Annotated in this window: 25 protein-coding genes and 1 riboswitch; of the genes, 11 read left to right on the forward strand and 14 right to left on the reverse strand. The window is 71.9% G+C overall.

Annotated elements, in window-relative coordinates; all coding sequences use genetic code 11:
• Positions 1–12: 12 nt before the first annotated feature.
• The 6 genes from ACIQGV_RS24615 to ACIQGV_RS24640 form a co-directional block, all read right to left on the reverse strand.
• A complete protein-coding gene (locus ACIQGV_RS24615; RefSeq protein ID WP_402497435.1) occupies positions 13–966 on the reverse strand; it encodes a hypothetical protein in 954 nt (317 codons plus the stop codon).
• Between the two features lie 56 nt (positions 967–1,022).
• Positions 1,023–1,946 (reverse strand): methylenetetrahydrofolate reductase [NAD(P)H], encoded by a 924-nt coding sequence (metF, locus tag ACIQGV_RS24620; RefSeq protein WP_402497437.1) that lies wholly within the window; start codon positions 1,944–1,946, stop codon positions 1,023–1,025.
• Positions 1,947–2,087: 141 nt separating this feature from the next.
• Complete coding sequence (thiE, locus tag ACIQGV_RS24625; protein WP_402497439.1) at positions 2,088–2,735, reverse strand: thiamine phosphate synthase; 648 nt, start codon at positions 2,733–2,735, stop codon at positions 2,088–2,090.
• Positions 2,736–2,817: 82 nt separating this feature from the next.
• Complete coding sequence (locus tag ACIQGV_RS24630; protein WP_402497441.1) at positions 2,818–3,183, reverse strand: Rv2175c family DNA-binding protein; 366 nt, start codon at positions 3,181–3,183, stop codon at positions 2,818–2,820.
• A gap of 64 nt (positions 3,184–3,247) precedes the next feature.
• Entirely contained in the window at positions 3,248–4,423 is a 1,176-nt protein-coding gene (locus ACIQGV_RS24635) for an NAD(P)/FAD-dependent oxidoreductase (protein ID WP_402497640.1), read from the reverse strand.
• A gap of 110 nt (positions 4,424–4,533) precedes the next feature.
• Positions 4,534–4,905 carry a hypothetical protein gene (locus ACIQGV_RS24640; protein ID WP_402497443.1) on the reverse strand — a complete coding sequence of 124 codons (372 nt, stop codon included), beginning with the start codon at positions 4,903–4,905 and terminating at the stop codon, positions 4,534–4,536.
• 55 nt (positions 4,906–4,960) lie between these two features.
• Positions 4,961–5,073, forward strand: a riboswitch (TPP riboswitch).
• Here ACIQGV_RS24640 and thiO point away from each other — a divergent pair.
• The 6 genes from thiO (at position 5,071) to ACIQGV_RS24670 (ending at position 10,899) form a co-directional block, all read left to right on the forward strand.
• Positions 5,071–6,222, forward strand: coding sequence for a glycine oxidase ThiO (gene thiO / locus ACIQGV_RS24645; protein ID WP_402497446.1), 1,152 nt, complete (start codon positions 5,071–5,073; stop codon positions 6,220–6,222). It overlaps the preceding riboswitch by 3 nt.
• Positions 6,219–6,419, forward strand: coding sequence for a sulfur carrier protein ThiS (gene thiS / locus ACIQGV_RS24650; protein ID WP_402497449.1), 201 nt, complete (start codon positions 6,219–6,221; stop codon positions 6,417–6,419). The genes thiO and thiS overlap by 4 nt, the downstream gene beginning before the upstream one ends.
• A 3-nt stretch (positions 6,420–6,422) precedes the next feature.
• The gene (locus tag ACIQGV_RS24655; RefSeq protein WP_402497451.1) at positions 6,423–7,217 is read left to right on the forward strand and encodes a thiazole synthase; all 795 of its coding nucleotides are present in this window, start codon (positions 6,423–6,425) and stop codon (positions 7,215–7,217) included.
• A gap of 93 nt (positions 7,218–7,310) precedes the next feature.
• Positions 7,311–9,239 (forward strand): Stk1 family PASTA domain-containing Ser/Thr kinase, encoded by a 1,929-nt coding sequence (pknB, locus tag ACIQGV_RS24660; RefSeq protein ID WP_402497453.1) that lies wholly within the window; start codon positions 7,311–7,313, stop codon positions 9,237–9,239.
• A gap of 107 nt (positions 9,240–9,346) precedes the next feature.
• The gene (locus ACIQGV_RS24665; RefSeq protein ID WP_402497455.1) at positions 9,347–10,252 is read left to right on the forward strand and encodes a deoxyribonuclease IV; all 906 of its coding nucleotides are present in this window, start codon (positions 9,347–9,349) and stop codon (positions 10,250–10,252) included.
• Between the two features lie 80 nt (positions 10,253–10,332).
• A complete protein-coding gene (locus tag ACIQGV_RS24670) occupies positions 10,333–10,899 on the forward strand; it encodes a DUF4396 domain-containing protein (protein WP_402497457.1) in 567 nt (188 codons plus the stop codon).
• 18 nt (positions 10,900–10,917) lie between these two features.
• Here the strand turns inward: ACIQGV_RS24670 and ACIQGV_RS24675 are convergent, their stop codons facing one another.
• Entirely contained in the window at positions 10,918–11,550 is a 633-nt protein-coding gene (locus tag ACIQGV_RS24675; RefSeq protein ID WP_402497459.1) for a sulfite oxidase-like oxidoreductase, read from the reverse strand.
• Between the two features lie 176 nt (positions 11,551–11,726).
• Between ACIQGV_RS24675 and bfr the strand changes: the two genes are divergently transcribed.
• On the forward strand, positions 11,727–12,203 hold the full coding sequence (bfr, locus tag ACIQGV_RS24680; protein ID WP_402497461.1) for a bacterioferritin: 477 nt from the start codon (positions 11,727–11,729) through the stop codon (positions 12,201–12,203).
• A gap of 10 nt (positions 12,204–12,213) precedes the next feature.
• Here bfr and ACIQGV_RS24685 read toward each other — a convergent pair whose 3' ends face one another.
• Both ACIQGV_RS24685 and ACIQGV_RS24690 read right to left on the reverse strand, forming a co-directional pair.
• Positions 12,214–12,447, reverse strand: a complete 234-nt coding sequence (locus tag ACIQGV_RS24685; RefSeq protein ID WP_402497463.1) for a bacterioferritin-associated ferredoxin — start codon at positions 12,445–12,447, stop codon at positions 12,214–12,216.
• A gap of 164 nt (positions 12,448–12,611) precedes the next feature.
• Positions 12,612–13,964 carry a class II 3-deoxy-7-phosphoheptulonate synthase gene (locus ACIQGV_RS24690; protein ID WP_402497465.1) on the reverse strand — a complete coding sequence of 451 codons (1,353 nt, stop codon included), beginning with the start codon at positions 13,962–13,964 and terminating at the stop codon, positions 12,612–12,614.
• A gap of 96 nt (positions 13,965–14,060) precedes the next feature.
• Between ACIQGV_RS24690 and ACIQGV_RS24695 the strand changes: the two genes are divergently transcribed.
• Together ACIQGV_RS24695 and ACIQGV_RS24700 are read left to right on the forward strand one after the other, a co-directional pair.
• Positions 14,061–14,117, forward strand: a complete 57-nt coding sequence (locus ACIQGV_RS24695; RefSeq protein ID WP_399642122.1) for a trp operon leader peptide — start codon at positions 14,061–14,063, stop codon at positions 14,115–14,117.
• 105 nt (positions 14,118–14,222) lie between these two features.
• Positions 14,223–16,103, forward strand: coding sequence for an anthranilate synthase family protein (locus tag ACIQGV_RS24700; protein ID WP_402497468.1), 1,881 nt, complete (start codon positions 14,223–14,225; stop codon positions 16,101–16,103).
• Here the strand turns inward: ACIQGV_RS24700 and ACIQGV_RS24705 are convergent.
• The 5 genes from ACIQGV_RS24705 to ACIQGV_RS24725 form a co-directional block, all read right to left on the reverse strand.
• Positions 16,055–17,050 carry a 2-hydroxyacid dehydrogenase gene (locus ACIQGV_RS24705; RefSeq protein WP_402497471.1) on the reverse strand — a complete coding sequence of 332 codons (996 nt, stop codon included), beginning with the start codon at positions 17,048–17,050 and terminating at the stop codon, positions 16,055–16,057. The genes ACIQGV_RS24700 and ACIQGV_RS24705 overlap by 49 nt on opposite strands.
• 214 nt (positions 17,051–17,264) lie before the next feature.
• Positions 17,265–18,293, reverse strand: a complete 1,029-nt coding sequence (locus tag ACIQGV_RS24710; RefSeq protein WP_402497473.1) for a 6-phosphofructokinase — start codon at positions 18,291–18,293, stop codon at positions 17,265–17,267.
• A 131-nt stretch (positions 18,294–18,424) separates the two neighbouring features.
• On the reverse strand, positions 18,425–19,105 hold the full coding sequence (locus ACIQGV_RS24715; RefSeq protein WP_402497475.1) for a response regulator: 681 nt from the start codon (positions 19,103–19,105) through the stop codon (positions 18,425–18,427).
• Complete coding sequence (gene macS / locus ACIQGV_RS24720) at positions 19,102–20,316, reverse strand: MacS family sensor histidine kinase (protein ID WP_402497477.1); 1,215 nt, start codon at positions 20,314–20,316, stop codon at positions 19,102–19,104. Before macS ends, ACIQGV_RS24715 begins: the two co-directional genes overlap by 4 nt.
• Positions 20,317–20,356: 40 nt before the next feature.
• Positions 20,357–21,085, reverse strand: a complete 729-nt coding sequence (locus ACIQGV_RS24725) for a lysophospholipid acyltransferase family protein (protein ID WP_402497479.1) — start codon at positions 21,083–21,085, stop codon at positions 20,357–20,359.
• A 176-nt stretch (positions 21,086–21,261) separates the two neighbouring features.
• Between ACIQGV_RS24725 and ACIQGV_RS24730 the strand changes: the two genes are divergently transcribed.
• Together ACIQGV_RS24730 and ACIQGV_RS24735 are read left to right on the forward strand one after the other, a co-directional pair.
• Entirely contained in the window at positions 21,262–22,041 is a 780-nt protein-coding gene (locus ACIQGV_RS24730) for an alpha/beta hydrolase (RefSeq protein WP_402497482.1), read from the forward strand.
• Positions 22,034–22,642 carry a hypothetical protein gene (locus ACIQGV_RS24735; RefSeq protein WP_402497485.1) on the forward strand — a complete coding sequence of 203 codons (609 nt, stop codon included), beginning with the start codon at positions 22,034–22,036 and terminating at the stop codon, positions 22,640–22,642. Before ACIQGV_RS24730 ends, ACIQGV_RS24735 begins: the two co-directional genes overlap by 8 nt.
• Positions 22,643–22,674 lie beyond the last annotated feature (32 nt).

Below are 22,674 nucleotides of genomic sequence, written 5' to 3' on the forward strand. Positions count from 1 at the left end.
CGGCGGCCGCTCTCAGTAGCGGTACCGCTCGTCGTACGCGCCGCCCTGGGCCTGGCCGTCGCCCTGGTAGGGGTAGGGCTGCTCCTGCGGGAGCTCGCCGCCGTACTGCTCGTCGGTGCGCTGCTGCGGGACCCACGCCCCGCCGGAGGTGTTCTCGCCGTAGCCGCCGGTGCCGTACTGGTCCTGGCCGTACGCCTGCTGGCCGAACTGCTGCTGGCCGCCGTAGCTGGTGTCGTACGAGGCGCCGCCGTAGGTCTGGGTGCCGATGTACGGGTCGGAGTAGGCGGCGTACTGCTGCTGGCCGGTGGCGTCGTAGCCGTAGCCGTAGCCCTGCTGCTGGGCCTGGCCGGAGTAGGCGTCGTAGCCGTAGGTCTGGTCGGCGCCCTGGGCGGTCGCGGCGTAGCTGTCCTGGGTCTGGTCCGCCGAGGCGTAGGACGTGTCGCCGTATATGCCGTAGGAGCCGGTGTCGTCGGGGAGGGGCTGGGGCTCGTAGACGGCGGCGCTCTCGCCCGCGCCGGGCTCCTGGGCGCGGGCGGGGGTGAAGACGTCGTCGTGGTCGTAGTCGTCGTCCTGGCGGTAGCCGGCGACCGGGCGGTCGTAACCGTCCGTGGCGTGGTCGTCCGCGGAGGCGTCGGACGCCTCCAGGTCGGAGACCTCCAGGGTCGGGTCGCGGTACTCCTCGCCGCGGCCGCGGCGGGGGGCGTCGGAGCCGGGCCGGCTGACCGCCCAGCCCGCCGCGAAGCCGCGGCGGAAGGACATGGTGACGTAGACCTGGCCGATCGCGAAGGCGCAGGCGCCCAGACCGATGACGACGACGGAGGAGATCAGCACACCGGCGACGACGCCGAGGAAGCCCGCGAAGGCGAGCAGCCGCCAGCGCAGCCGTGCCTTGTACTGCAGCAGCACCTCGCCCAGCAGCCACAGCGCGACGACGCCGAACGCGATGTAGAGGACCGTCCAGCCCATGTACGCCCCTCTCCCAGTGACCGCTACGCAGTGTGTCGTAAACCGGTGCGGCGGGTCTAGGCCTGCGGGGGGTGGTGCAGGCCCAGGTTCTCGTAGATTTCCAGGGTCGCCGTGGAGTTGTTGAGCGTGATGAAGTGCAGTCCGGGGACACCCTCGGCCAGCAGACGCGCACAGAACTCGGTGGCGAACTCGATACCGATCGAGCGTACAGCGGCGGGATTGTCTTTGGCTGTGAGGATCCGCTCTTTCAGCTCGGCCGGGATGGCGGCGTTGCTGAGCTGGGGAAGCCGCTCCAGCATCCGGACGCTGGTGACGGGCATCACCTCGGGGATCACCGGCGTCTCGCAGCCGGCGGCCGCCACCCGGTCGCGCAGCCTCAGATAGGACTCCGGCTGGAAGAACATCTGCGTGATCGCGTAGTCCGCCCCGGCGCGGCACTTGTCGACGAAGTGTTCCACGTCGAGGTCCCACTCCGAGGAACGCGGATGCATCTCCGGGAAGGCCGCCACGCCGACGCAGAAGTCGCCCGACTCCTTGATGAGCCGGACGAGTTCGGCGGCGTAGGTCAGGCCCTTGGGGTGGGGCACCCAGTCGCCCATCGGGTCGCCGGGCGGGTCGCCGCGCACGGCGAGCATGTTGCGGATCCCGGCGTCGGCGTACTGGCCGATGATGTTGCGCAGTTCCGCGATGGAGTGGTTGACCGCGGTGAGGTGGGCGACCGGGGTGAGCGTCGTGTCCACGACGATCTGCTGGGTCTCCTTGACGGTGCCCGCGCGGGTGGAGCCGCCGGCGCCGTAGGTGACGGAGACGAAGTCCGGGGAGACCGCCTCGACCCTGCGCAGGGCGCTCCACAGGTTCTTCTCGCCCTTGGGGGTCTTCGGCGCCGAGAACTCGAAGGAGTACGTCGTCTTGCCTGCGGCGAGGATGTCGCGCACGGTGCGTGCGCGATCGGTCCTGGTGGATGCGGTTCCTAGGGCCATACCGGCAGGTTAGCCAGGGGGCGGCGGTCCCCCAACCGGATCACGGAAATTTGCCCGAATTGCCGGAGTCTTGTCCAAGGACTGGACAAGGGGTGCCCGAAATGCCCCGGTCAGGGAGGACGGGCGTCTCGCCATGCGGCCTCAGACCGCCCGCAGCCGCTCGGCGAACTCGGCCGCCGCCGCTCCGGGGTCGTCGGCCTCGGTGATCGCCCGGACGACGACCACCCGCCGGGCGCCCGCCGCGAGCACCTCGTCGAGGTTGCCGAGGTCGATGCCGCCGATGGCGAACCAGGGACGGTCGGTGCCGAGAGCGGCCGTGCGGCGCACCAGCTCCAGGCCGGGGGCGTGGCGGCCCGGCTTGGTGGGGGTGGGCCAGCAGGGGCCGGTGCAGAAGTAGTCCACGCCCTCCTGGACGGCGGCCGCGGCGGCCTCCTCCTCGGCGTGCGTGGAGCGGCCGACGAGGACGTCGTCACCGAGGATCGCGCGGGCCGCGGGGACGGGCAGATCGCCCTGGCCGAGGTGCAGGACGTCGGAGCCGGCGGCGTGGGCGACGTCCGCGCGGTCGTTGACGGAGAACAGCCTGCCGTGCCGGGCGCACGCGTCCGCGAAGACCTTCAGATGCTCCAGCTCCTCGCCGGCCTCCATGCCCTTGTCGCGCAGCTGGACGATGTCCACGCCGCCCGCGAGGACCGCGTCCAGGAACTCGGGCAGATCGCCCTGGCGCCTGCGGGCGTCCGTGCAGAGGTAGAGCCGGGCGTCGGAGAGCCGGGCTCGTGCGGTCGCGGGCATACGTGTGTCCCCCCGTGGTCGGTGGTGCACGGGCCGTGGGCGGACCACGGCCCGTACATCCGGGTGTGCTGGGCTGCTCAGGTCAGACGGCGAGCGCCTGGGCGCGGCGCTTCACCTCCGTGCCGCGATTCTCGCTGAGGGCCTGTGCGGGGGTGCCGGGCAGGCTGTCGTCGGGGGTGAAGAGCCACTCCAGCATCTCTTCGTCGGTGAAGCCGTCGTCCCGCAGGAGCGTCAGGGTGCCGGTGAGGCCCTTGACGACCTTGTCCCCGTCGACGAAGGCGGCGGGGACGTGCAGCGCGCGGTTCTCACCTCGGCGTACGGCGATGAGCTGGCCCTCCTTGACCAGCTGCCGCACACGCGTCACCTCGACACCGAACTGCTCGGCGATGTCGGGGAGGGTGAGCCAGGCGGGGACGAGAGCATCGGTCTTTGCGTCAATCTCGGTCACGGGAACAAGCCTGCCATCCCCCACCGACAGTCGGAAGTCGAGCCCGTCCGCCCGGGCGGACGCGTCACGCCGCCGCCGTCTTCAGCGGCCGCGCCGGGTCCCCGAGCAGACCGGGGTCCATCACCCTGCCCGACTCGATCAGCCGGCGCCCCTGGGCGAGGTCGCGCGGGCGCCCCACCGCCAGCAGGGCGGCCAGCCGGCCCTCCCGCAGCCAGCACACCGACCAGGCCGGGCCCGAGGGGTCGCCGCGCCACAGCAGCGTGTCGGCGTCCGTGTGGTGCCCGGCGTACTGGACGAACCGGCCGAACTGCTCCGACCAGAAGTACGGCACCGGGTCGTAGGCCACCGGGGCCTCGCCGGTCTGCGCGCCGACGATGTTCCCGGCGACCGTGCGCGGGCCCTGCAGGGCGTTGTCCCAGTGGTGGACCAGCAGCCGCTCACCGTAGCGGCCCGAGGGGAAGGAGGCGCAGTCGCCGACCGCGTAGACGTCCGGCGCGGAGGTCCGCAGATGCGCGTCGGCCACGACCTCGCCGTCCGCGCCCAGCTCGATGCCGGAACCGGCGAGCCATCCGGTCGCGGGGCGGGCGCCGATGCCGACGACGACCGCGCCCGCGGGCAGCCGGGTGCCGTCGTCGAGGACGACCTCCCCGGGCTCCACCCGCGCCACGCGAGCGTGGGTGCGCAGTTCGGCGCCGCTGTCGGCGTACCAGGAGGTCATGGGCGCGGCGACCTCCGCGGGCAGCGCCCCGGCGAGCGGCCGGTCGGCGGCCTCCACGACGGTGACCGCGCAGCCCGCCTCGCGCGCGGCGGTGGCGAACTCCGCGCCGATCCAGCCCGCGCCGACGACCACGATGTCGTGCTGCCGGCCGAGGACGGGCCGCAGCCGCTCGGCGTCGTCGAGGGTGCGCAGCAGATGGACGCCGGGCACGCCCTCGGCGCCGGGCAGACGGACCGGTTCGGCGCCGGTGGCCAGGACCAGCACGTCGTAGGGCACCGGCCCCTGGTCGGTGTCCAGCTCGTGGTCGGCGGGGCGTACGCCGAGGGCCTCGCGGCCGAGGTGCAGCGCGATGTCCAGGGCCTCGAAGTCGACGTCGAAGGCGGAGCCCTCGGCGGTGCCGAGCAGGACGGCCTTGGACAGCGGCGGCCGGTCGTACGGCTGATGGGGTTCGGCGCCGATCAGGGTCACCGTGCCGGTGAAGCCCTGTTCGCGCAGCGCGACCGCGGTCTGCACCCCGGCCATGCCCGCGCCGACGACGACCGCGCGCGGCGGCGCTCCCGTGCCCTGGTCCCGGCGCTGAGCCGGCGTCTCCTCGCTCACCTGATCACCATAGACACCTGACATCCCGTCAGTCAGCGGTCCGCTCCCGTGACGTGCTCCACACCCTCGGCGACCTGCTCCACGACGCTCGTCCCGCTGCCCGTCTGCGACTCCCACTGCCAGGTCTCCTCCAGCCGGATCCGTCCGTCGGGCAGTTCCACGACCCGGGACGCACAGTGACCGCCGGACGTCGTGCCGTCCCGTTTGAGCTGGACATACCGAAAGTCCAGCCGGTCTCCTTCCCGTGTTCCCACAAGTCGGCCCCGTACGACGTCGCCGCCCGCGTAGTCGGCCCAGATCTCACCGTCCTTCTCGTGGTAGTCGAACCGGGTACGGGTGCCCACCTGACCTGGGGCTTGGTCGGCGACCGGGGCGAGGGTCAGACCGTCGAGCGAACGGGCCACGGGCGAAGGCTCCCTTACAGACGTGCGGGACCAGCGGTTAGGGTGGTGGCCAACGTAAAGCACTCGCGGGAGCCCGGACGCACCGGGCTGAGAGGGAGGCTGGCCGGCCTCCGACCGTACGAACCTGATCCGGGTCATGCCGGCGAAGGGAGGGGCTGGACGCCCATGTCGCGTACGTCAGACGTCCTCGTCGTGGGGGGCGGCATCATCGGTCTGGTGACGGCCTGGCGGGCCGCGCAGCGCGGTCTCGTCACGGCCGTCGTGGATCCCGAACCGGGCGGCGGGGCCGCCCAGGTGGCGGCCGGGATGCTGGCCGCCGTCACCGAACTGCACTACGGCGAGGAGACCCTGCTCGGGCTGAACCTCGCCTCGGCACGCCGCTACCCGGAGTTCGCCGCCGAGCTGACCGACCTCACCGGACACGGCCTCGGCTACCGGCAGTGCGGCACGCTGGCCGTCGCGCTGGACGCCGACGACCGCGCGTACCTGCGCGAACTGCACGCCCTCCAGCAGCGGTCGGGCCTGGACTCGCAGTGGCTGTCCGGACGGGAGTGCCGGCGCCTGGAACCGATGCTGGCGCCGGGCGTGCGCGGCGGGCTGCGGGTGGACGGCGACCACCAGATCGACCCGCGGCGGCTGGCCGCGGCACTGGTCACGGCCTGCGAGCGGACGGGCGTGGTGTTCCACCGGGACCTCGCCGAGCGGCTCTCCGTCACCGGGGAGCGGGCCACGGGTGTCGTCACCCGCGCGGGCACGCCGCTGGAGGCCGGGCAGGTCGTGCTGGCCGCGGGCAGCCTCAGCGGGCGGCTCGCGGGCGTCCCGGGCGACGTGCTGCCGCCGGTGCGCCCGGTGAAGGGGCAGGTGCTGCGGCTGACGGTGCCGAAGCCGTACGCGCCCTTCCTGAGCCGTACCGTCCGCGCGGTGGTGCGCGGCAGCCAGGTCTACCTGGTGCCGCGCGAGAACGGCGAGCTGGTCGTCGGCGCCACCAGCGAGGAACTCGGCTGGGACACGACGGTGACCGCGGGCGGCGTGTACGAACTGCTGCGCGACGCCCATGAGCTGGTCCCCGGCATCACGGAACTGCCGCTGACGGAGACCCGGGCCGGTCTGCGTCCGGGCTCCCCCGACAACGCGCCGCTGCTCGGCCCGACCGGGCTGGACGGCCTGCTGCTGGCCACCGGCCACTACCGCAACGGCGTCCTGCTCACCCCCGTCACCGGGGACGCCATGGCCCATGTGCTCACCACCGGTGAACTCACCGCCGAGGCCCGCCCCTTCACCCCGAAGCGATTCGCACTCACGGAGCAGCCCGTATGAACATCTCGGTCAACGGCGAGCGTCGGCAGATCGAGCCGGGAACGGCTCTCGACACGCTCGTGAAGTCCCTCACCCCGGCACCCTCCGGTGTGGCCGCCGCGCTCAACGAGACCGTCGTCCCGCGGACGCAGTGGGCGGCCACCGCGCTCGCCGACGGCGACCGCATCGAAGTTCTCACCGCCGTCCAGGGAGGCTGACCCATGGCCGACGATCCGTTCGTTCTCGGCGGTACGACGTTCAGCTCCCGGCTGATCATGGGCACCGGGGGCGCGCCCAGTCTCGACGTGCTGGAGCGGGCGCTGGTGGCGTCCGGGACGGAGCTGACCACGGTCGCGATGCGGCGGGTGGACCCCTCGGTGCACGGCTCGGTGCTGTCGGTCCTCGACCGCCTCGGGATCCGGGTGCTGCCGAACACGGCGGGCTGCTTCACCGCCGGCGAGGCCGTGCTGACCGCCCGGCTGGCCCGTGAGGCGCTCGGCACCGACCTGGTGAAGCTGGAGGTCATCGCCGACGAGCGCACCCTGCTGCCGGACCCGATCGAGCTGCTGGACGCGGCCGAGACCCTGGTCGAGGACGGTTTCACGGTGCTGCCGTACACCAACGACGACCCGGTGCTCGCCCGGAAGCTGGAGGACGTGGGCTGTGCGGCGGTCATGCCGCTGGGCTCGCCGATCGGGTCCGGGCTCGGCATCCGCAACCCGCACAACTTCCAGCTGATCTGCGAGCACGCGCGTGTGCCGGTGATCCTGGACGCCGGGGCCGGCACGGCGTCGGACGCGGCGCTCGCGATGGAGCTGGGGTGTGCCGGGGTGATGCTCGCCTCCGCGGTGACCCGGGCGCAGGAGCCGGTGCTGATGGCCGACGCGATGCGGCACGCCGTGGAGGCGGGCCGGCTCGCCCACCGGGCGGGGCGGATCCCCAGGCGGCACTTCGCCGAGGCGTCCTCGCCGGCCGGCGGGCTGGCCCGGCTGGACCCCGAGCGGCCGGCCTTCTGACGCCCGCGCGGTCCGTCACAGCTCGGCTGCAGTACGGCCCCGATCGCCCCGGACGCGGCAGGTGCGGCGGTCACGGCTCGTAGACTCACCTGCGTGGACACGACCCTTCAGGACCCTCTGGTCGGACAGGTGCTCGACGGGCGTTATCGCGTCGAGGCGCGGATCGCGGTCGGCGGGATGGCCACGGTCTACCGGGCCGTGGACACCCGCCTGGACCGCGTGCTCGCGCTGAAGGTGATGCACCCGACGCTGGCGGCCGACAGGTCGTTCGTCGACCGGTTCATCCGGGAGGCGAAGTCGGTCGCCCGGCTCGCCCACCCGAACGTGGTGCAGGTCTTCGACCAAGGCACGGACGGGTCGTACGTCTATCTGGCGATGGAGTACATCGCCGGCTGCACCCTGCGCGACGTGCTGCGCGAGCGCGGGGCGCTCCAGCCGCGGGCCGCGCTGGACATCCTGGAGCCGGTGCTGGCCGCGCTGGGCGCCGCCCACCGGGCCGGGTTCGTGCACCGGGACATGAAGCCGGAGAACGTGCTGATCGGGGACGACGGCCGGGTGAAGGTCGCCGACTTCGGGCTGGTGCGCGCGGTGGACACGGTGACCAGCACGACGGGCACGGTCCTCGGCACGGTGGCCTACCTCGCGCCCGAGCAGATCGAGCACGGCACCGCGGACCCGCGCGTCGACGTGTACGCGTGCGGCGTGATGCTGTTCGAGATGTTCACCGGCGGCAAGCCGCACCACGGGGACTCCCCCGCGCAGATCCTGTACAAGCACGTCCACGAGGACGTGCCGCCGCCGTCGGCGTCCGTGCCCGGGCTGCCGTTCGCGCTGGACGAGCTGGTCGCCTCGGCGACGGCACGCACCGCCGGGATCCGGCCGTACGACGCCGTGGCGCTGCTCGCGCAGGTGCGCGAGGCGCGGGCCGGGCTGACCGACGCGCAGCTGGACGCCGTGCCGCCGCAGGCGGTCTCCGCGGAGCACGACAACGCCGAGGACCGCACGAGCGTGATCCCGCGGTCGCTGACGGTGCCGCGCCCCCTGCCGGTGAACGAGGACGAGGAGTCCGAGGGCGTCCAGCGCACGAGCCGGCTGGCGAGCCCGCCGCCGCTTCCGCCGCCGAGCCGCCGGCCGGTGCCCCGGCGCGGGCTGGTCACGGTCCTGGCCGCCCTGCTGCTGGTCCTCGGCGTCGGCGCGGGTGTCTGGTACATCAACTCCGGCCAGTTCACCAAGGTCCCGCCGGTGCTGGCGAAGACCGAGGAGCAGGCCCGTGACCGGCTGTCCGGCGCGGGGCTGGAGGTCGGCGAGGTCGAGCGCGCCTACTCCGACACCGTCGGACGCGGTCTGGTGATCCGTACGGACCCGGCGCCGGGCGCCCGCATCCGGGACAACGACTCGGTGACGCTCACGATCTCCCGCGGCCCCCAGACCGTACGGGTGCCCGCGCTGGCCGGCGAGCCGCTGGACGAGGCGAGGCGGACCCTGAAGCGGGAGGGCCTTCAGCCGGGCATGGTCACGCGCGAGTTCAGTGACGAGGTGCCCAGGGGCTCGGTGATCGGCACCGACCCCGAGGGCGGCGTCGAGGTGCGCGCGGACTCCGCCGTCGCCCTGGTCGTCAGCAAGGGCAGTCCGGTGGACGTCCCCGACGTCGTCGGGGAGGACCTGGCCGACGCCCGCGCGGACCTGCTGGAGGCGGGTCTGAAGGTCGAGATCGCCTCCGCGCAGATCCACTCCGAGCACGACAGGGGCAAGGTCGCCCTGCAGTCCCCGGACTCGGGCGGCCGGGCCGCCGAGGGCGACACCGTGACGCTGACGCTCTCCAAGGGCCCGGTGATGGTGGAGGTGCCCGACGTGGTCGGCGACAGCGTGGGCGACGCCAAGGACAAGCTGGAGGGCGCGGGCTTCGAGGTGGACGAGGACCGCGGGCTGCTCGGACTGTTCGGCGACACGGTGAAGGACCAGTCGGTGGCGGGCGGCGAGACCGCGCCCAAGGGCTCGACGATCACGATCAAGATCCGGTAGGGGCGGCGCGACCGCGGCGCGACCGCGGCGCCCCGCAGGATGCCCGGCGGGATGCCCGGCGGGATCCTCCGGCGGGGGTGTCCCGCGGGGCATGACACCCTGAACGGGTGAGCAGTGAGCAGCATCCCCGTGGCCCGGTGGGCCCTGTCCCCGGCCCGTCCCGCAACCCCGTCGGCAGCCATGTGCCCGTCGCCGGGGGTCTGAGCACCGTAGGGCTGTCCTACGCCCGGGACCTGAAGGCCGAGACCGTGCAGGTCTTCGTCGCCAACCCGCGCGGGTGGGCGACCCCGGCCGGGAACCCCCGGGAGGACGAGGCGTTCCGGGCGGCGTGCGCGGCGGAGTCGATCCCGGCGTACGTCCATGCCCCGTACCTGATCAACTTCGGCTCCCACACCGAGGCGACCGTCGAGAAGTCCGTCGCCTCGCTGCGGCACTCGCTCAGGAGGGGCCGGGAGATCGGCGCGCTCGGCGTGGTGGTGCACACCGGCAGCGCGACCGGCGGCCGGGACCGCTCGGTGGCGCTGAGGCAGGTGCGGGAGCACATGCTGCCGCTGCTGGACGAGCTGACCCATGACGACGACCCGTGGCTGCTGCTGGAGTCGACCGCGGGCCAGGGGTCCTCCCTGTGCTCGCGGACCTGGGACTTCGGGCCGTACTTCGAGGCGCTGGACGCCCATCCGAAGCTGGGCGTCTGTCTGGACACCTGCCACGTCTTCGCCGCCGGGCACGACCTGACCGGGCCGAGCGGCATGCACCAGACCCTGGACCTGCTGGTGGACACCGTCGGCGAGGGCCGGCTGAAGCTGGTCCACGCCAACGACTCCCAGGACGTCGTGGGCGCGCACAAGGACCGGCACGCGAACATCGGCGCCGGTCACATCGGTGAGGACGCGTTCCGCGCGCTGATGACCCATCCCGCGACCGAGGGCGTCCCGCTGGTCATCGAGACTCCCGGCGGCAAGGAGGGACACGCCGACGATGTGGAGCGGCTGAAGAAGCTCCGCGACGGATGACCCCTGGCGGGAATACCCCAGGGGGGTATACGGTTCCTGTGACGGCGCAGGAACCGCAGTCCGGCCATGGGGGCAGAGCCATGCAGCACGAGGCACACACTGCACATCAGCACCACCACGAGGGCCACGAGGGCCACGAGGGCCACGAGGGCCACGAGGGCCACGAGGGCCACGAAGATCATGGAGCCCACGCCCCCACGGGGCACGGCACCGTCAGCTGGTCGACGGCCGCACGGGCGACCCTGCACTGCCTGACCGGCTGCGCCATCGGCGAGGTGCTCGGCATGATCATCGGCACCGCCCTGGGCTGGGGCAACATGGAGACGATGGTCCTGGCGATCGTCCTGGCCTTCTTCTTCGGCTACTCGCTCACCCTGTGGGGCGTCCTGAAGGCGGGCGTCGGCATGAAGTCCGCGATCCGGGTCGCGCTGGCCGCCGACACCCTCTCGATCGCCGTGATGGAGCTGATCGACAACGGCGTGATCGCCCTGTGGCCGGGCGCCATGGAGGCCCACCTCGACGACGCGAAGTTCTGGTGGGTGCTGGCCATCGCCCTAGCCGCCGCGTTCGTGATCACCACCCCGGTCAACAAGTGGATGATCGGCCGGGGCATGGGCCACGCGGTGGTGCACCGGTACCACCACTGACCGCGCGCGGACCGGGAATCAGAGCCCGGGGCCGTCCCCGGGCTCTTCCTGGTAGGAGTAGCGCTGCTCCTTCCAGGGATCGCCGATGTTGTGATAGCCGCGCTCCTCCCAGAAGCCCCGGCGGTCGGCGGTCATGTACTCCACGCCCCGGACCCACTTGGGCCCCTTCCAGGCGTAGAGGTGCGGCACGATCAGGCGCAGCGGGAAGCCGTGCTCCGCGGTGAGCAGCTCGCCGTCCTTGTGCGTGGCGAAGATCGCGCGGTCGGAGGCGAAGTCGGCGAGCCGCAGATTCGAGCTGAAGCCGTACTCCGCCCACACCATCACATGGGTGACATCGGCGGCGGGCGGCGCGATCTCCAGGACGGTCCGGGCGGGGACACCGCCCCACTCCGCACCGAGCATGCTGAACTTCGTCACGCAGTGCAGATCGGCCACGACGGTGGTGTGCGGCAGAGCCGTGAACTCCTCATGGCTCCAGCAGTGCTTCCCACCGCCGGCGGTGGCGCCGAAGACCCTGAACTCCCAGCGTTCGGGCCGGAACTTGGGGACGGGTCCGTAGTGCGTGACCGGCCAGCCCCGCTGCAGTCGCTGTCCCGGCGGAAGCTCGGCCGGCGCCGCTTCTCCTGATTCGCGCTCCACCGGATGACCCATGGCTCCATCCTGACAGACCCGGGACGGTGCACATGACCACGCAGGTACGGAAACGGACAACCAGCACCAAGCATGCCCTTACTTACTAAGCACGCACTTACTGGACGATCTTCCTTGGCTGGTGCAATCATGCGGCGCAATCTGCCAGTTCTCCCCGTGCGGAAGGAGCCTCTGCGATGCAGGGCAACGACGAGGTCCTCGAATTCCTCAACGAGCAGCTGACCGGCGAGCTGACGGCGATCAACCAGTACTGGCTGCACTACCGGATCCAGGACAACAAGGGCTGGACCAAGCTCGCCAGGTACACGCGTGAAGAGTCCATCGACGAGATGAAGCACGCGGACAAGATCACCGAACGCATCCTCATGCTGGACGGCCTGCCGAACTACCAGCGTCTCTTCCATGTACGGGTCGGCCAGACGGTCACCGAGATGTTCCAGGCCGACCGGGAGGTCGAGGTCGAGGCGATCGACCGCCTCAAGCGGGGCATCAAGGTGATGCGCGAGAAGGGCGACGTCACGTCCGCCAACCTCTTCGAGGAGATCCTCGCGGACGAGGAGCACCACATCGACTACCTGGACACCCAGCTGGACCTGATCGACAAGATCGGCGAGGCGCTCTACATCGCCCAGCAGATCGAGCAGCCGAGTTAGGGGCGCCCTCTCAGGCCGCCTCCTCCAGCCCGGCGAGCACCGGCTCGCCCTGGCCGGCCGCTTCACGGCGGGGGCAGGCACCCCGGCCGAGCAGGGCCTGGATCCGGCGGACGCAGTTCCCGCAGTCCGTGCCGGCCTTGCAGGCGGAGGCTATCTGGCGCGGTGTGCAGGCGCCGTTCTCCGCGTGCTTCCTCACCTGCTGTTCGGTGACGCCGAAGCAACTGCACACGTACACGCGGTCCACCTCCCGCCGGGGTCGAAGGGTCGTGCCGTCCCGACGTACCGAGTGTCCGATGATCGGTGAGGCTAACCTAACCTTACCCGGGACACAGGAACCGCAAAAGTGCCGTGGGGCGCGGATCGCATGTGATCCGCGCCCCACTCATGCCGCTGCGACAGCCGTGGCCGTCACTGGTCCCGGTACATCTCCGCCACGAGGAACGCCAGGTCGAGCGACTGGCTGCGGTTCAGCCGGGGGTCGCACGCCGTCTCGTAGCGCTGGTGCAGATCGTCGACGAAGATCTCGTCGCCGCCGCCCACGCACTCGGTGACGTCGTCACCGGTGAGCTCGACGTGGATGCCGCCGGGGTGGGTGCCGAGGGCCTTGTGGACCTCGAAGAAGCCCTTGACCTCGTCGAGCACGTCGTCGAAGCGGCGGGTCTTGTGGCCCGAGGCCGCCTCGAAGGTGTTGCCGTGCATCGGGTCGGTCACCCAGGCCACCGTGGCGCCGGAGGCGGTGACCTTCTCGACCAGCTCGGGGAGCTTGTCGCGGATCTTGTCCGCACCCATGCGGACGATGAAGGTCAGCCGGCCCGGCTCGCGGTCCGGGTCCAGGCGCTCGATGTACTGGAGCGCCTCCTCGGCCGTGGTGGTCGGGCCGAGCTTGATGCCGATCGGGTTGCGGATCTTCGATGCGAACTCGATGTGCGCGTGGTCCATCTGCCGGGTGCGCTCACCGATCCACACCATGTGCCCGGAGACGTCGTAGAGCTGGCCGGTGCGCGAGTCCACACGGGTCAGAGCCGACTCGTAGTCGAGCAGCAGCGCCTCGTGCGAGGCGAAGAACTCGACGGTCTTGAACTCCTCCGGGTCGGCCCCGCAGGCGTGCATGAAGTTCAGCGCGTTGTCGATCTCGCGGGCGAGCTGCTCGTAGCGCTGGCCGGAGGGCGACGACTTCACGAAGTCCTGGTTCCAGGCGTGCACCTGGCGCAGGTCGGCGTAGCCGCCGGTGGTGAAGGCGCGCACCAGGTTCAGCGTGGAGGCGGACGCGTGGTACATCCGCTTCAGCCGCTCCGGGTCCGGGACACGGGACGCCTCGGTGAAGTCGAAGCCGTTGACGGAGTCGCCCCGGTAGGTCGGCAGCGTCACCCCGTCGCGGGTCTCGGTGGGCTTGGAGCGCGGCTTGGAGTACTGGCCGGCGATACGGCCGACCTTCACCACGGGCACCGAGGCCGCGTACGTCAGGACGGCGCCCATCTGGAGCAGCGTCTTGAGCTTGTTGCGGATGTGGTCGGCGGACACCGCGTCGAACGCCTCGGCGCAGTCGCCGCCCTGGAGGAGGAACGCCTCTCCCTTGGCGACGGCCGCCATCCGGGCGCGCAGCTGGTCGCACTCGCCCGCGAAGACGAGCGGCGGATACGACTCGAGGTCCGCGATCACTGCGCGCAGAGCCTCGACGTCGGGGTAATCGGGCTGCTGCGCCGCGGGCAGGTCTCGCCAGGTGTTGCCAGCGGTGGGGCTGGTCTTAGCGTTCACGGTCACGACCACAACACTACGGGGTCGTGTCGGGCGTCCCGCCCCATGCCCAGCAATTGAGACACGAGGTACATCCCTCGGACATGGGGTAGGGTGCCTGTCATGTTCGCGCATTCGACCCAGAACTGGTGGTGGCCCGCTCATCCGGCGGCCCACTGACTGCGCGTACGCAAGACTTCGCGAAGGCCGCCCGAGGGGCGGCCTTCGGTGTTTCCCGGGGTCCGTTCCTCTCCCGCCGCACCCACGGAGAAGGAGCACGGATCCATGAACCTGCTCGGCTTGCCGGACGACTCCCGTCCGTTCGCCCTGCTGCGCCGCCGCACCCCCGGCCACGACCACGACGTGGTCGAGGTGCTGGTCGGTCCGGTGACGTCGTACGACCGTCTGGCCGACCTCCCCGACGACGGGCTCGCCCTCGTCCCCTTCCGGCAGATCCGCGAGCGCGGTTTCGACGTCCGTGACGACGGGACGCCGCTGTCGGTGCTCACCCCCGAGGAGACGTGCACGGTGCCCCTCGCCGAGGCCCTCGCCCAGCTCCCCGCGCACGACGTGCAGGTCGAGGGCGGCGGCTTCGACGTGGACGACGAGGAGTACGCGCGGATCGTCGGGCGGGTGCTGGACGAGGAGATCGGCCAGGGCGAGGGCGCCAACTTCGTGATCCGGCGGACCTACGAGGGCGCGATCCCGGGGTTCTCCCGCTCCGACGCGCTCGCGCTGTTCCGGCGGCTGCTGGAGGGCGAGCGGGGCGCCTACTGGACGTTCGTCGTGCACACCGGGGAGCGCACGCTGGTCGGGGCGAGCCCCGAGGTGCATGTGCGGATGTCCGGCGGCACCGTGGTGATGAACCCGATCAGCGGGACCTACCGCTATCCCGCCGAGGGCCCCACCCCTGAGCATCTGCTCGGCTTCCTCGCCGACGGCAAGGAGATCGAGGAGCTGTCGATGGTCGTCGACGAGGAGCTCAAGATGATGTGCACGGTCGGCGACATGGGCGGGGTCGTGATCGGGCCCCGGCTGAAGGAGATGGCCCACCTCGCGCACACCGAGTACGAGCTGCGCGGGAAGTCCTCGCTGGACGTGCGCGAGGTCCTGCGGGAGACGATGTTCGCCGCGACCGTCACGGGCTCGCCCGTGCAGAACGCGTGCCGGGTCATCGAACGGCACGAGACCGGCGGGCGCGGGTACTACGCCGGCGCGCTGGCCCTGCTGGGCCGGGACTCCGGCGGGGCCCAGACCCTCGACTCCCCCATCCTGATCCGCACCGCCGACATCGACGCCGGCGGGCGGCTGCGGGTCCCGGTCGGCGCCACGCTGGTGCGCGGCTCGGACCCGCGGAGCGAGGTCGCCGAGACCCATGCGAAGGCGGCGGGGGTGCTGGCCGCCCTGGGGGTGCGTCCGCCCGTGCCGCGCACGGAGCACACGCGCGTACGGCTCGCGGACGACCCGCGCGTGCGGGCCGCGCTCGACGGGCGCCGGGCGTCGCTGGCCCCGTTCTGGCTGCGGATGCAGAAGCGGGACGCGGAGCTCACCGGACACGCCCTGGTCGTCGACGGCGAGGACACCTTCACCGCGATGCTCGCGCATGTGCTGCGCTCCTGCGGCCTGGAGGTGACCGTGCGGCGCTACGACGAGCCGGGGCTGCGCGAGACGGTGCTCGCGCACGAGGGGCCGCTCGTGCTCGGCCCGGGGCCCGGTGACCCCTCGGACCTGGCCGACCCGAAGATGCGGTTCCTGCGGGAGCTCACCGCGGACGTCGTCCGCAGCCATGCGCACGGCGTCCTCGGCGTCTGTCTGGGGCACGAGCTGATCGCGGCCGAGCTGGGGCTGGACATCGTCCGCAAGGACGTGCCGTACCAGGGGGCGCAGACCGTGATCGACCTGTTCGGGCGGCCTGAGACCGTCGGCTTCTACAACAGCTTCACGGCGCGCTGCGACGACGAGGCGGCGGCCGAGCTGGCCGCGCACGGGGTGGAGGTGAGCCGGGCCGCGAACGGTGAGGTGCACGCGCTGCGCGGCGCCGGGTTCGCGTCCGTGCAGTTCCACCCGGAGTCGGTGCTGACGCTGGACGGGGCGACCGTCGTACGGGAGCTGCTCGGTCAGCTGCGCGGCACCAGCACGTTCTCCGAGCGGCGGCCCGCCCGGTAGTCGAGCACGTTGCGCACCGTGGCCTCGACGATCTGGCCGACGGCCTCCACGGTGTAGTACGCCTGGTGTGACGTGACCAGGACGTTCGGGAACGTGACGAGGCGGGCCAGGGTGTCGTCCTCGACGGCCTGCAGGGACTTGTCGAGGAAGAACAGGCCCGCCTCGGCCTCGTACACGTCGAGGCCGACGCCGGTGAAGCGCCCGGCGCGCAGCTCGTCGACGAGGGCGGCGCTGTCGACGAGGCCGCCGCGGCTGGAGTTGACCAGGACCGCGTCGTCCTTCATCGCCTTCAGCGCGGCGGCGTCGATGAGGTGCCCGGTCTCCGGCATCAGCGGGACGTGCAGGGTGACCAGGTCGGACTCGGCGAGGAGCTGCTCCTTGGAGACGTAGCGCATGCCCAGGCGCATGCACTCGGGGTTCTCGGCGATGTCCCAGCCGAGCAGGCGCATGCCGAAGCCGTGCGCGATCCGGGCGAACGCCTCGCCGATCTTTCCGGTGCCGAGGACGCCCGCGGTGCGGCCGTGCATGTCACGGCCCATCAGGCCGTCCAGACGGAAGTCGAAGTCGCGGGTGCGGGTGGAGGCCCGCACGATCCGGCGGTTGACGGCCATGGCGAGGGTCCAGGCGAACTCGGCCACCGCGTACGGCGAGTAGTACGAGACCCTCGCGACCGTCATGCCGAGCCGCTCGGCGACGGCGAGGTCGATGTTGTTGAAGCCGGTGGAGCGCTGGGCGATCATCCGGGTCCCGCCCGCCGCGAGGATCTCCAGCACGCGCGGGCCGAGTTCGGCGTTGACGCTGGTGGAGATCACCTCGTAGCCGGCCGCGATCGGGGCGGTGTCCTCGTTGAGGAAGACGTCCAGGCAGCGGATCTCGTGGTGGCCCTTGAAGGCGTGGTCCAGGAGGGGCGTCTCGTCCGCCTGCACACCGAATGCCAGGATTTCCAACGGGTTCCTCCGGGATATTTCGCAGGTTTCGAGGTGATACCCGTGAATATAGACAGTCGTTGCCGTCCACGGCCGACGGCGCCTCCCGGCGCCCGGTGCCGCTCCGCGGCGGGACACCGGGGCCGCCGCCACCGCGATCGGGCCGCCGCCGCGCACGGCGGGCCGGGACGGCCCCGCCGTGCCGGGCTCCGCCCCGGGAGCTCATGAGGGACGGTCAGCCGAAGAAGACGCCGACCTCCTCGTACAGCCTCGGGTCGACCGTCTTCAGCCGTGCCGTCGCCTCGGCGATGGGCACGCGCACGATGTCCGTGCCGCGCAGCGCGACCATCTTGCCGAAGTCGGCGTCGCGCACGCAGTCGATCGCGTGCAGTCCGAAGCGGGTGGCGAGCCAGCGGTCGAAGGCGCTGGGGGTGCCGCCGCGCTGGACGTGGCCGAGGACGGTGGTGCGCGCCTCCTTGCCGGTGCGCCGTTCGATCTCCCGGCCGAGCCACTCCCCGACTCCGGACAGCCGTACGTGGCCGTAGGAGTCCGTCGAGTCGTCCTTGAGCACCGCCTCGCCGTCCTTGGGCACGGCGCCCTCGGCGACGACGACGATCGGGGCGTACGACGCCTTGAAGCGGGAGGTGACCCAGGCGCACACCTGGTCGACGTCGAAGCGCTGCTCGGGGATGAGGATCACGTTGGCGCCGCCCGCGAGCCCGGCGTGCACGGCGATCCAGCCGGTGTGACGGCCCATCACCTCCACCACCAGGACCCGCATATGGGACTCGGCGGTGGTGTGCAGCCGGTCGATGGCCTCGGTGGCGATGCCGACGGCGGTGTCGAAGCCGAAGGTGTAGTCGGTGGCCGACAGGTCGTTGTCTATCGTCTTGGGCACACCCACGCAGGGCACGCCGTGTTCGTCGGCCAGCCGGGCGGCGACGCCGAGGGTGTCCTCGCCGCCGATGGCGATCAGCGCGTCGACCTCCAGCTTGGCGAGGTTCTCCCTGATCCGCCGGATGCCGTTGTCGTGCCGGAACGGGTTGGTGCGCGAGGAGCCGAGGATGGTGCCGCCGCGGGGCAGGATGCCGCGCACGGCGGGGATGTCCAGGGGCACGGTGTCGCCCTCCAGGGGACCGCGCCAGCCGTCCCGGAATCCGGTGAACGTGTAGCCGTACTCCTGTACGCCTTTGCGGACGATGCCGCGGATGACGGCGTTGAGCCCGGGGCAGTCGCCGCCTCCGGTCAGTACTCCGACCCGCATGGAAATGTCCCTTCGCCACGGTTGCCGAATACGCGTGTGCCGAGTGCCGTAGGCAGCACGCTAACCGTGACCCAGGTCACTTCGGCACGGTCAGGACCGGGCATTTCCGGTGAACTCGCGGGCGTGGGGGTTCATTCGTCGTCGAGACCCCGCTCTATGGCGTAACGCACCAGCTCCACGCGGTTGTGGAGCTGGAGCTTGCCGAGGGTGTTCTGGACGTGGTTCTGGACGGTGCGGTGGGAGATGACGAGGCGTTCGGCGATCTGCTTGTAGCTCAGGCCCTTGGCGACCAGCCGCAGCACCTCCGTCTCGCGGTCGGTGAGCCGGGGCGCCTCGGGGTCGTCGCCGTTCGTGCCCGGGGCCGGGGCGGGCTCGGAGGCCAGCCGGCGGTACTCGCCGAGGACCAGGCCGGCCAGGCCGGGCGTGAACACCGGGTCGCCGACGGCGGTGCGGCGCACCGCGTCCAGCAGTTCCTCGGTGGAGGCCGACTTCAGCAGGTAGCCGGTCGCGCCGGACTTCACCGCCTCCAGCACGTCGGCGTGCTCGCCGCTGGCGGACAGCACCAGCACGCGCAGCGCCGGATCGTGGCCGACCAGCTCCTTGCAGACCTGGACGCCGGGCTTGGCGGGCAGGTTCAGGTCCAGGACGAGGACGTCGGGCGCGGCCGCCTTCGCCCGGCGCACGGCCTGCTCGCCGTCACCGGCGGTGGCGACCACGTCGAAGCCGGACTCGGCCAGGTCGCGGGCGACCGCGTCCCGCCACATGGGGTGGTCGTCGACCACCATCACCTTGATCGGGCCCTGTTCGCTCATCGCTCGTCCGCCTTCCCCCGTGGGACCTTCGGTACCTTCAGTTCGACCTCCGTGCCCTGGCCCGGGACCGAGATCAGCTCGGCGGTGCCGCCGAGGTCGCGCAGCCGCCCGCGGATGGACAGGGCGACACCCATGCGTCCCTCGCCCTCGGCCTGTGCGAGCCGGCCCTCGGGGATGCCCGGGCCGTCGTCCCGTACGGTGACGATCACCTCGTCGGGCCAGTCCTCGACGAGGATCCAGGCGCGGGCGTCCTCCCCGGCGTGCACCCGGACGTTGTCCAGGGCCGCCCCGACCGCCGCCGCCAGTTCACGGGCCGCCGCGGGCGGCATCGGCACGGGCGCGCCGGGCTCGGCGAGGCTGACCCGGGCGGAGGCGAAGGACGCGAGCAGGGTGCGCGCGTCCACCGGTCCGTCGTCGTCCGGCTCGTCCACGGCCCGTACGACGGCCCCGTCGGCGGCGTCCTCCGACACGCGGGAGACGGGCACCAGGCCGCCGGAGACCAGGGTGCGCAGCGCGACCTCCTGCTCCCCGGCCATCCGGCCCAGCTCGGCCGCCTCGCCGCCGATGACGGCGCCGCGCCGCTGCACCATGGCCAGCACCTGGAGCACGCTGTCGTGGATGTCCCGGGCGAGCCGCTCCCGCTCCCGGGTCGCGGCCTCGATCTCCAGGGCGCGGGCGAGGGTGCGCTCGGAGGCGCGGGCGACCTCGACGACGTAGCCGATGGCGATGGCGGCGACCCAGACGAGGATGACGTTGTGGACGGTGTCGCGGGCGGGGGCGCCGCGCTCGATCAGGTTGGCGACCGCGACGGCCGTGGAGGCCCCGGCCGCCCAGCGCCAGCCGCCCTTGACGGCGAAGGCCAGCACCGAGCCGGCCGTCCATATCGACGGCAGCGTCGGACCGCCCTCGGCGATCCGCGCGGGCGCGTCCGCGAGCGGGGTGAGCAGGATGCCGGTGAGGGCGACGGTGAGGTCGACGGCGAGGAAGCGCCGGGTGCAGCTCGTCGCGTTCTGCACCCGGGGCAGGGTCGCCAGGGTCCACACGACGAGGACGGCGTAGTAGCCGACGGCGAGCCAGGGGCGGGTGAACTCCTCGTAGGCGGTGACGAACAGGCCGACCGCGTACAGCATGGTCAGCAGCCGGTAGGCGGTGAGCGCACGCCACAGCGGCAGCTCGACCGACATCGTCATGACTCTCTCGCGCCGCGCCACCGGCCCACCCCCCGATTCCCCCGGATCCCCTTCCCCGTCCCTACGTCCCGCTCCTGGCCGCCTTCGCCGCTTCCTTGGCCGCGTCCTTCTCGGCCTTGGCGGCGTCCGCGATCTGCCGCTTGGCGGCCGTCGCGTACATGTCGACGTACTCCTGGCCGGAGAGCTTCATGATCTCGTACATGACCTCGTCGGTCACCGCCCGCAGCACGAAACGGTCGTGCTCCATGCCGTGGTACCTGCTGAAGTCCATCGGCCTGCCGATGCGGATGCCGGGGCGCATGACCTTCGGGACGACCTTGCCGGGCGGCTGGATCTTCTCGGTGTCGATCATGGCCACGGGGATCACCGGGGCACCGGTGGCGAGCGCCACGCGCGCGAGGCCGCCGGGCTTGCCGCGGTAGAGGCGGCCGTCGGGCGAACGGGTGCCCTCGGGGTAGATGCCGAACAGCTCACCGCTCTCGATCACCTCTATGCCGCTCTTGATCGCGGCCTCCCCGGCACCGCGCGCGCCGGAGCGGTCCACGGGGAGCTGGCCCACGCCCTTGAAGAACGCGGCGGTCAGCCGTCCCTTGACGCCCGGAGTCGTGAAGTACTCGGCCTTGGCGATGAAGGTGACCTTCCGGTCGAGCACCGCCGGGAGGAAGAAGGAGTCCGAGAACGACAGGTGATTGCTCGCGAGGATCGCGGCACCCTCGGCGGGAACGTTCTCCAGGCCCTCCACCCAGGGCCGGAAGACGAGCTTCAGCGAACCCCCGATGGTGACCTTCATCGCGCCGTACAACAACCGAGTGCCTCCTGTGTCTGTGGATCAGACCTTAACCCGGAAGGTCCCGCGAGTGGCCCGACGGCCCTGGTCGGTGTCGGTGCGGTCGCGTACGGTGAACCACACCCGAACTCTTTCCGCAGCACGATCCACAGCCCCTCTGATGATCAAGGAGACAGAAGGTGCCGGTCCTTCCCGGAGCCGAGCCGTACCGCCACGAGGGCGGCGAGGTCGGTGTTCTGCTCTGCCACGGCTTCACCGGTTCCCCCCAGTCGCTGCGCCCCTGGGCGGAGTTCCTCGCCGAGCGCGGTCTGACGGTGTCCCTGCCGCTGCTGCCCGGCCACGGCACCCGCTGGGAGGACATGCAGCTCACCGGGTGGCAGGACTGGTACGCGGAGGTGGACCGCGAGCTGCGCGCCCTCACCGAGCGCTGCACGCAGGTGTTCGTGTTCGGTCTGTCCATGGGCGGCGCCCTGGCCCTGCGCCTCGCCGCGCGGCACGGCGAGCGGATCTCCGGCGTCGTGGTCGTCAACCCGGCGAACAAGGTGCACGGTCTGTCGGCGTACGCCCTTCCGGTGGCCCGGCATCTGGTGCGCACGACCAAGGGCATCGCCAGCGACATCGCCAGGCCCGGCAGCACCGAGATCGGCTACGACCGGGTGCCGCTGCACGCGGCCCATTCGCTGCGGCAGTTCTTCCGGGTCGTGGACGGCGAGCTGCCCCAGGTCACCCAGCCGCTGCTGCTGCTGCACAGCCCGCAGGACCATGTCGTGCCGCCCGCGGACTCGGCCCGCATCCTCAGCCGGGTGTCCTCCACGGACGTCACCGAGCTGCTGCTGGAACAGAGCTACCACGTCGCGACGTTGGACCACGACGCGGACCGGATCTTCGAGGAGAGCCACGGGTTCATCGGCCGGCTCGCACCCAGCGTCGGCAAGGAAGGGACGGCCGCAGGTGGCTGAGCACGACTCCGAGGAGCAGAGCGTGCCCTTCGACGAGGACGCCGCATGGGCGGCGATCGTCGCGGGGTACGGCGACGAGCCGCCGGACCCGCCGGGCTCGAAGCCGTTCAAGTCGGTGGAGGACCTGGCTTTGCTGGAGTCCGACAAGAACGGCACCGGCTCCCAGGGCTCCCAGGACCCCGGTTCCGACGACGCCGGCCCGGACGACGCCGGCCGGAGCGGGGGCGAGGCGCCGGCCTCCCCGAAGCAGGACCCGGCGAAGCCGCTGGGCAGTTCGGTGTCGTTCGCGCCCGGTGTCGGTCCGCGCGACTACTCGGTCGCCGAGCCCTCCGAGCAGGACTTCGACGCGGACGACGAGGGCCACTTCGAGCCCCCGGAGCCGCCGCCGCTGCCGGAGGCCGACGTCACCGCGAAGTTCGCCTGGCTGGCGGTCGTGGGCGGACCGGTGCTGCTTCTGCTGGCGGTGCTGCTGGGCTGGGAGATGACCTGGTGGCTGACCACGCTGGGCATCGGCGGCTTCCTCGGCGGCTTCGCCACCCTGGTGGCGCGGATGCGCACCGACGACGAGGACGACGACCCCGGGCGCGGGGCGGTCGTCTGACCGGCGGGAAGCGGGACCGCGGAGAGCGGACC

It is taken from the genome of Streptomyces sp. NPDC093094 (genome assembly GCF_044754345.1).
In the GTDB taxonomy this organism is placed as follows: Bacteria; Actinomycetota; Actinomycetes; order Streptomycetales; family Streptomycetaceae; genus Streptomyces.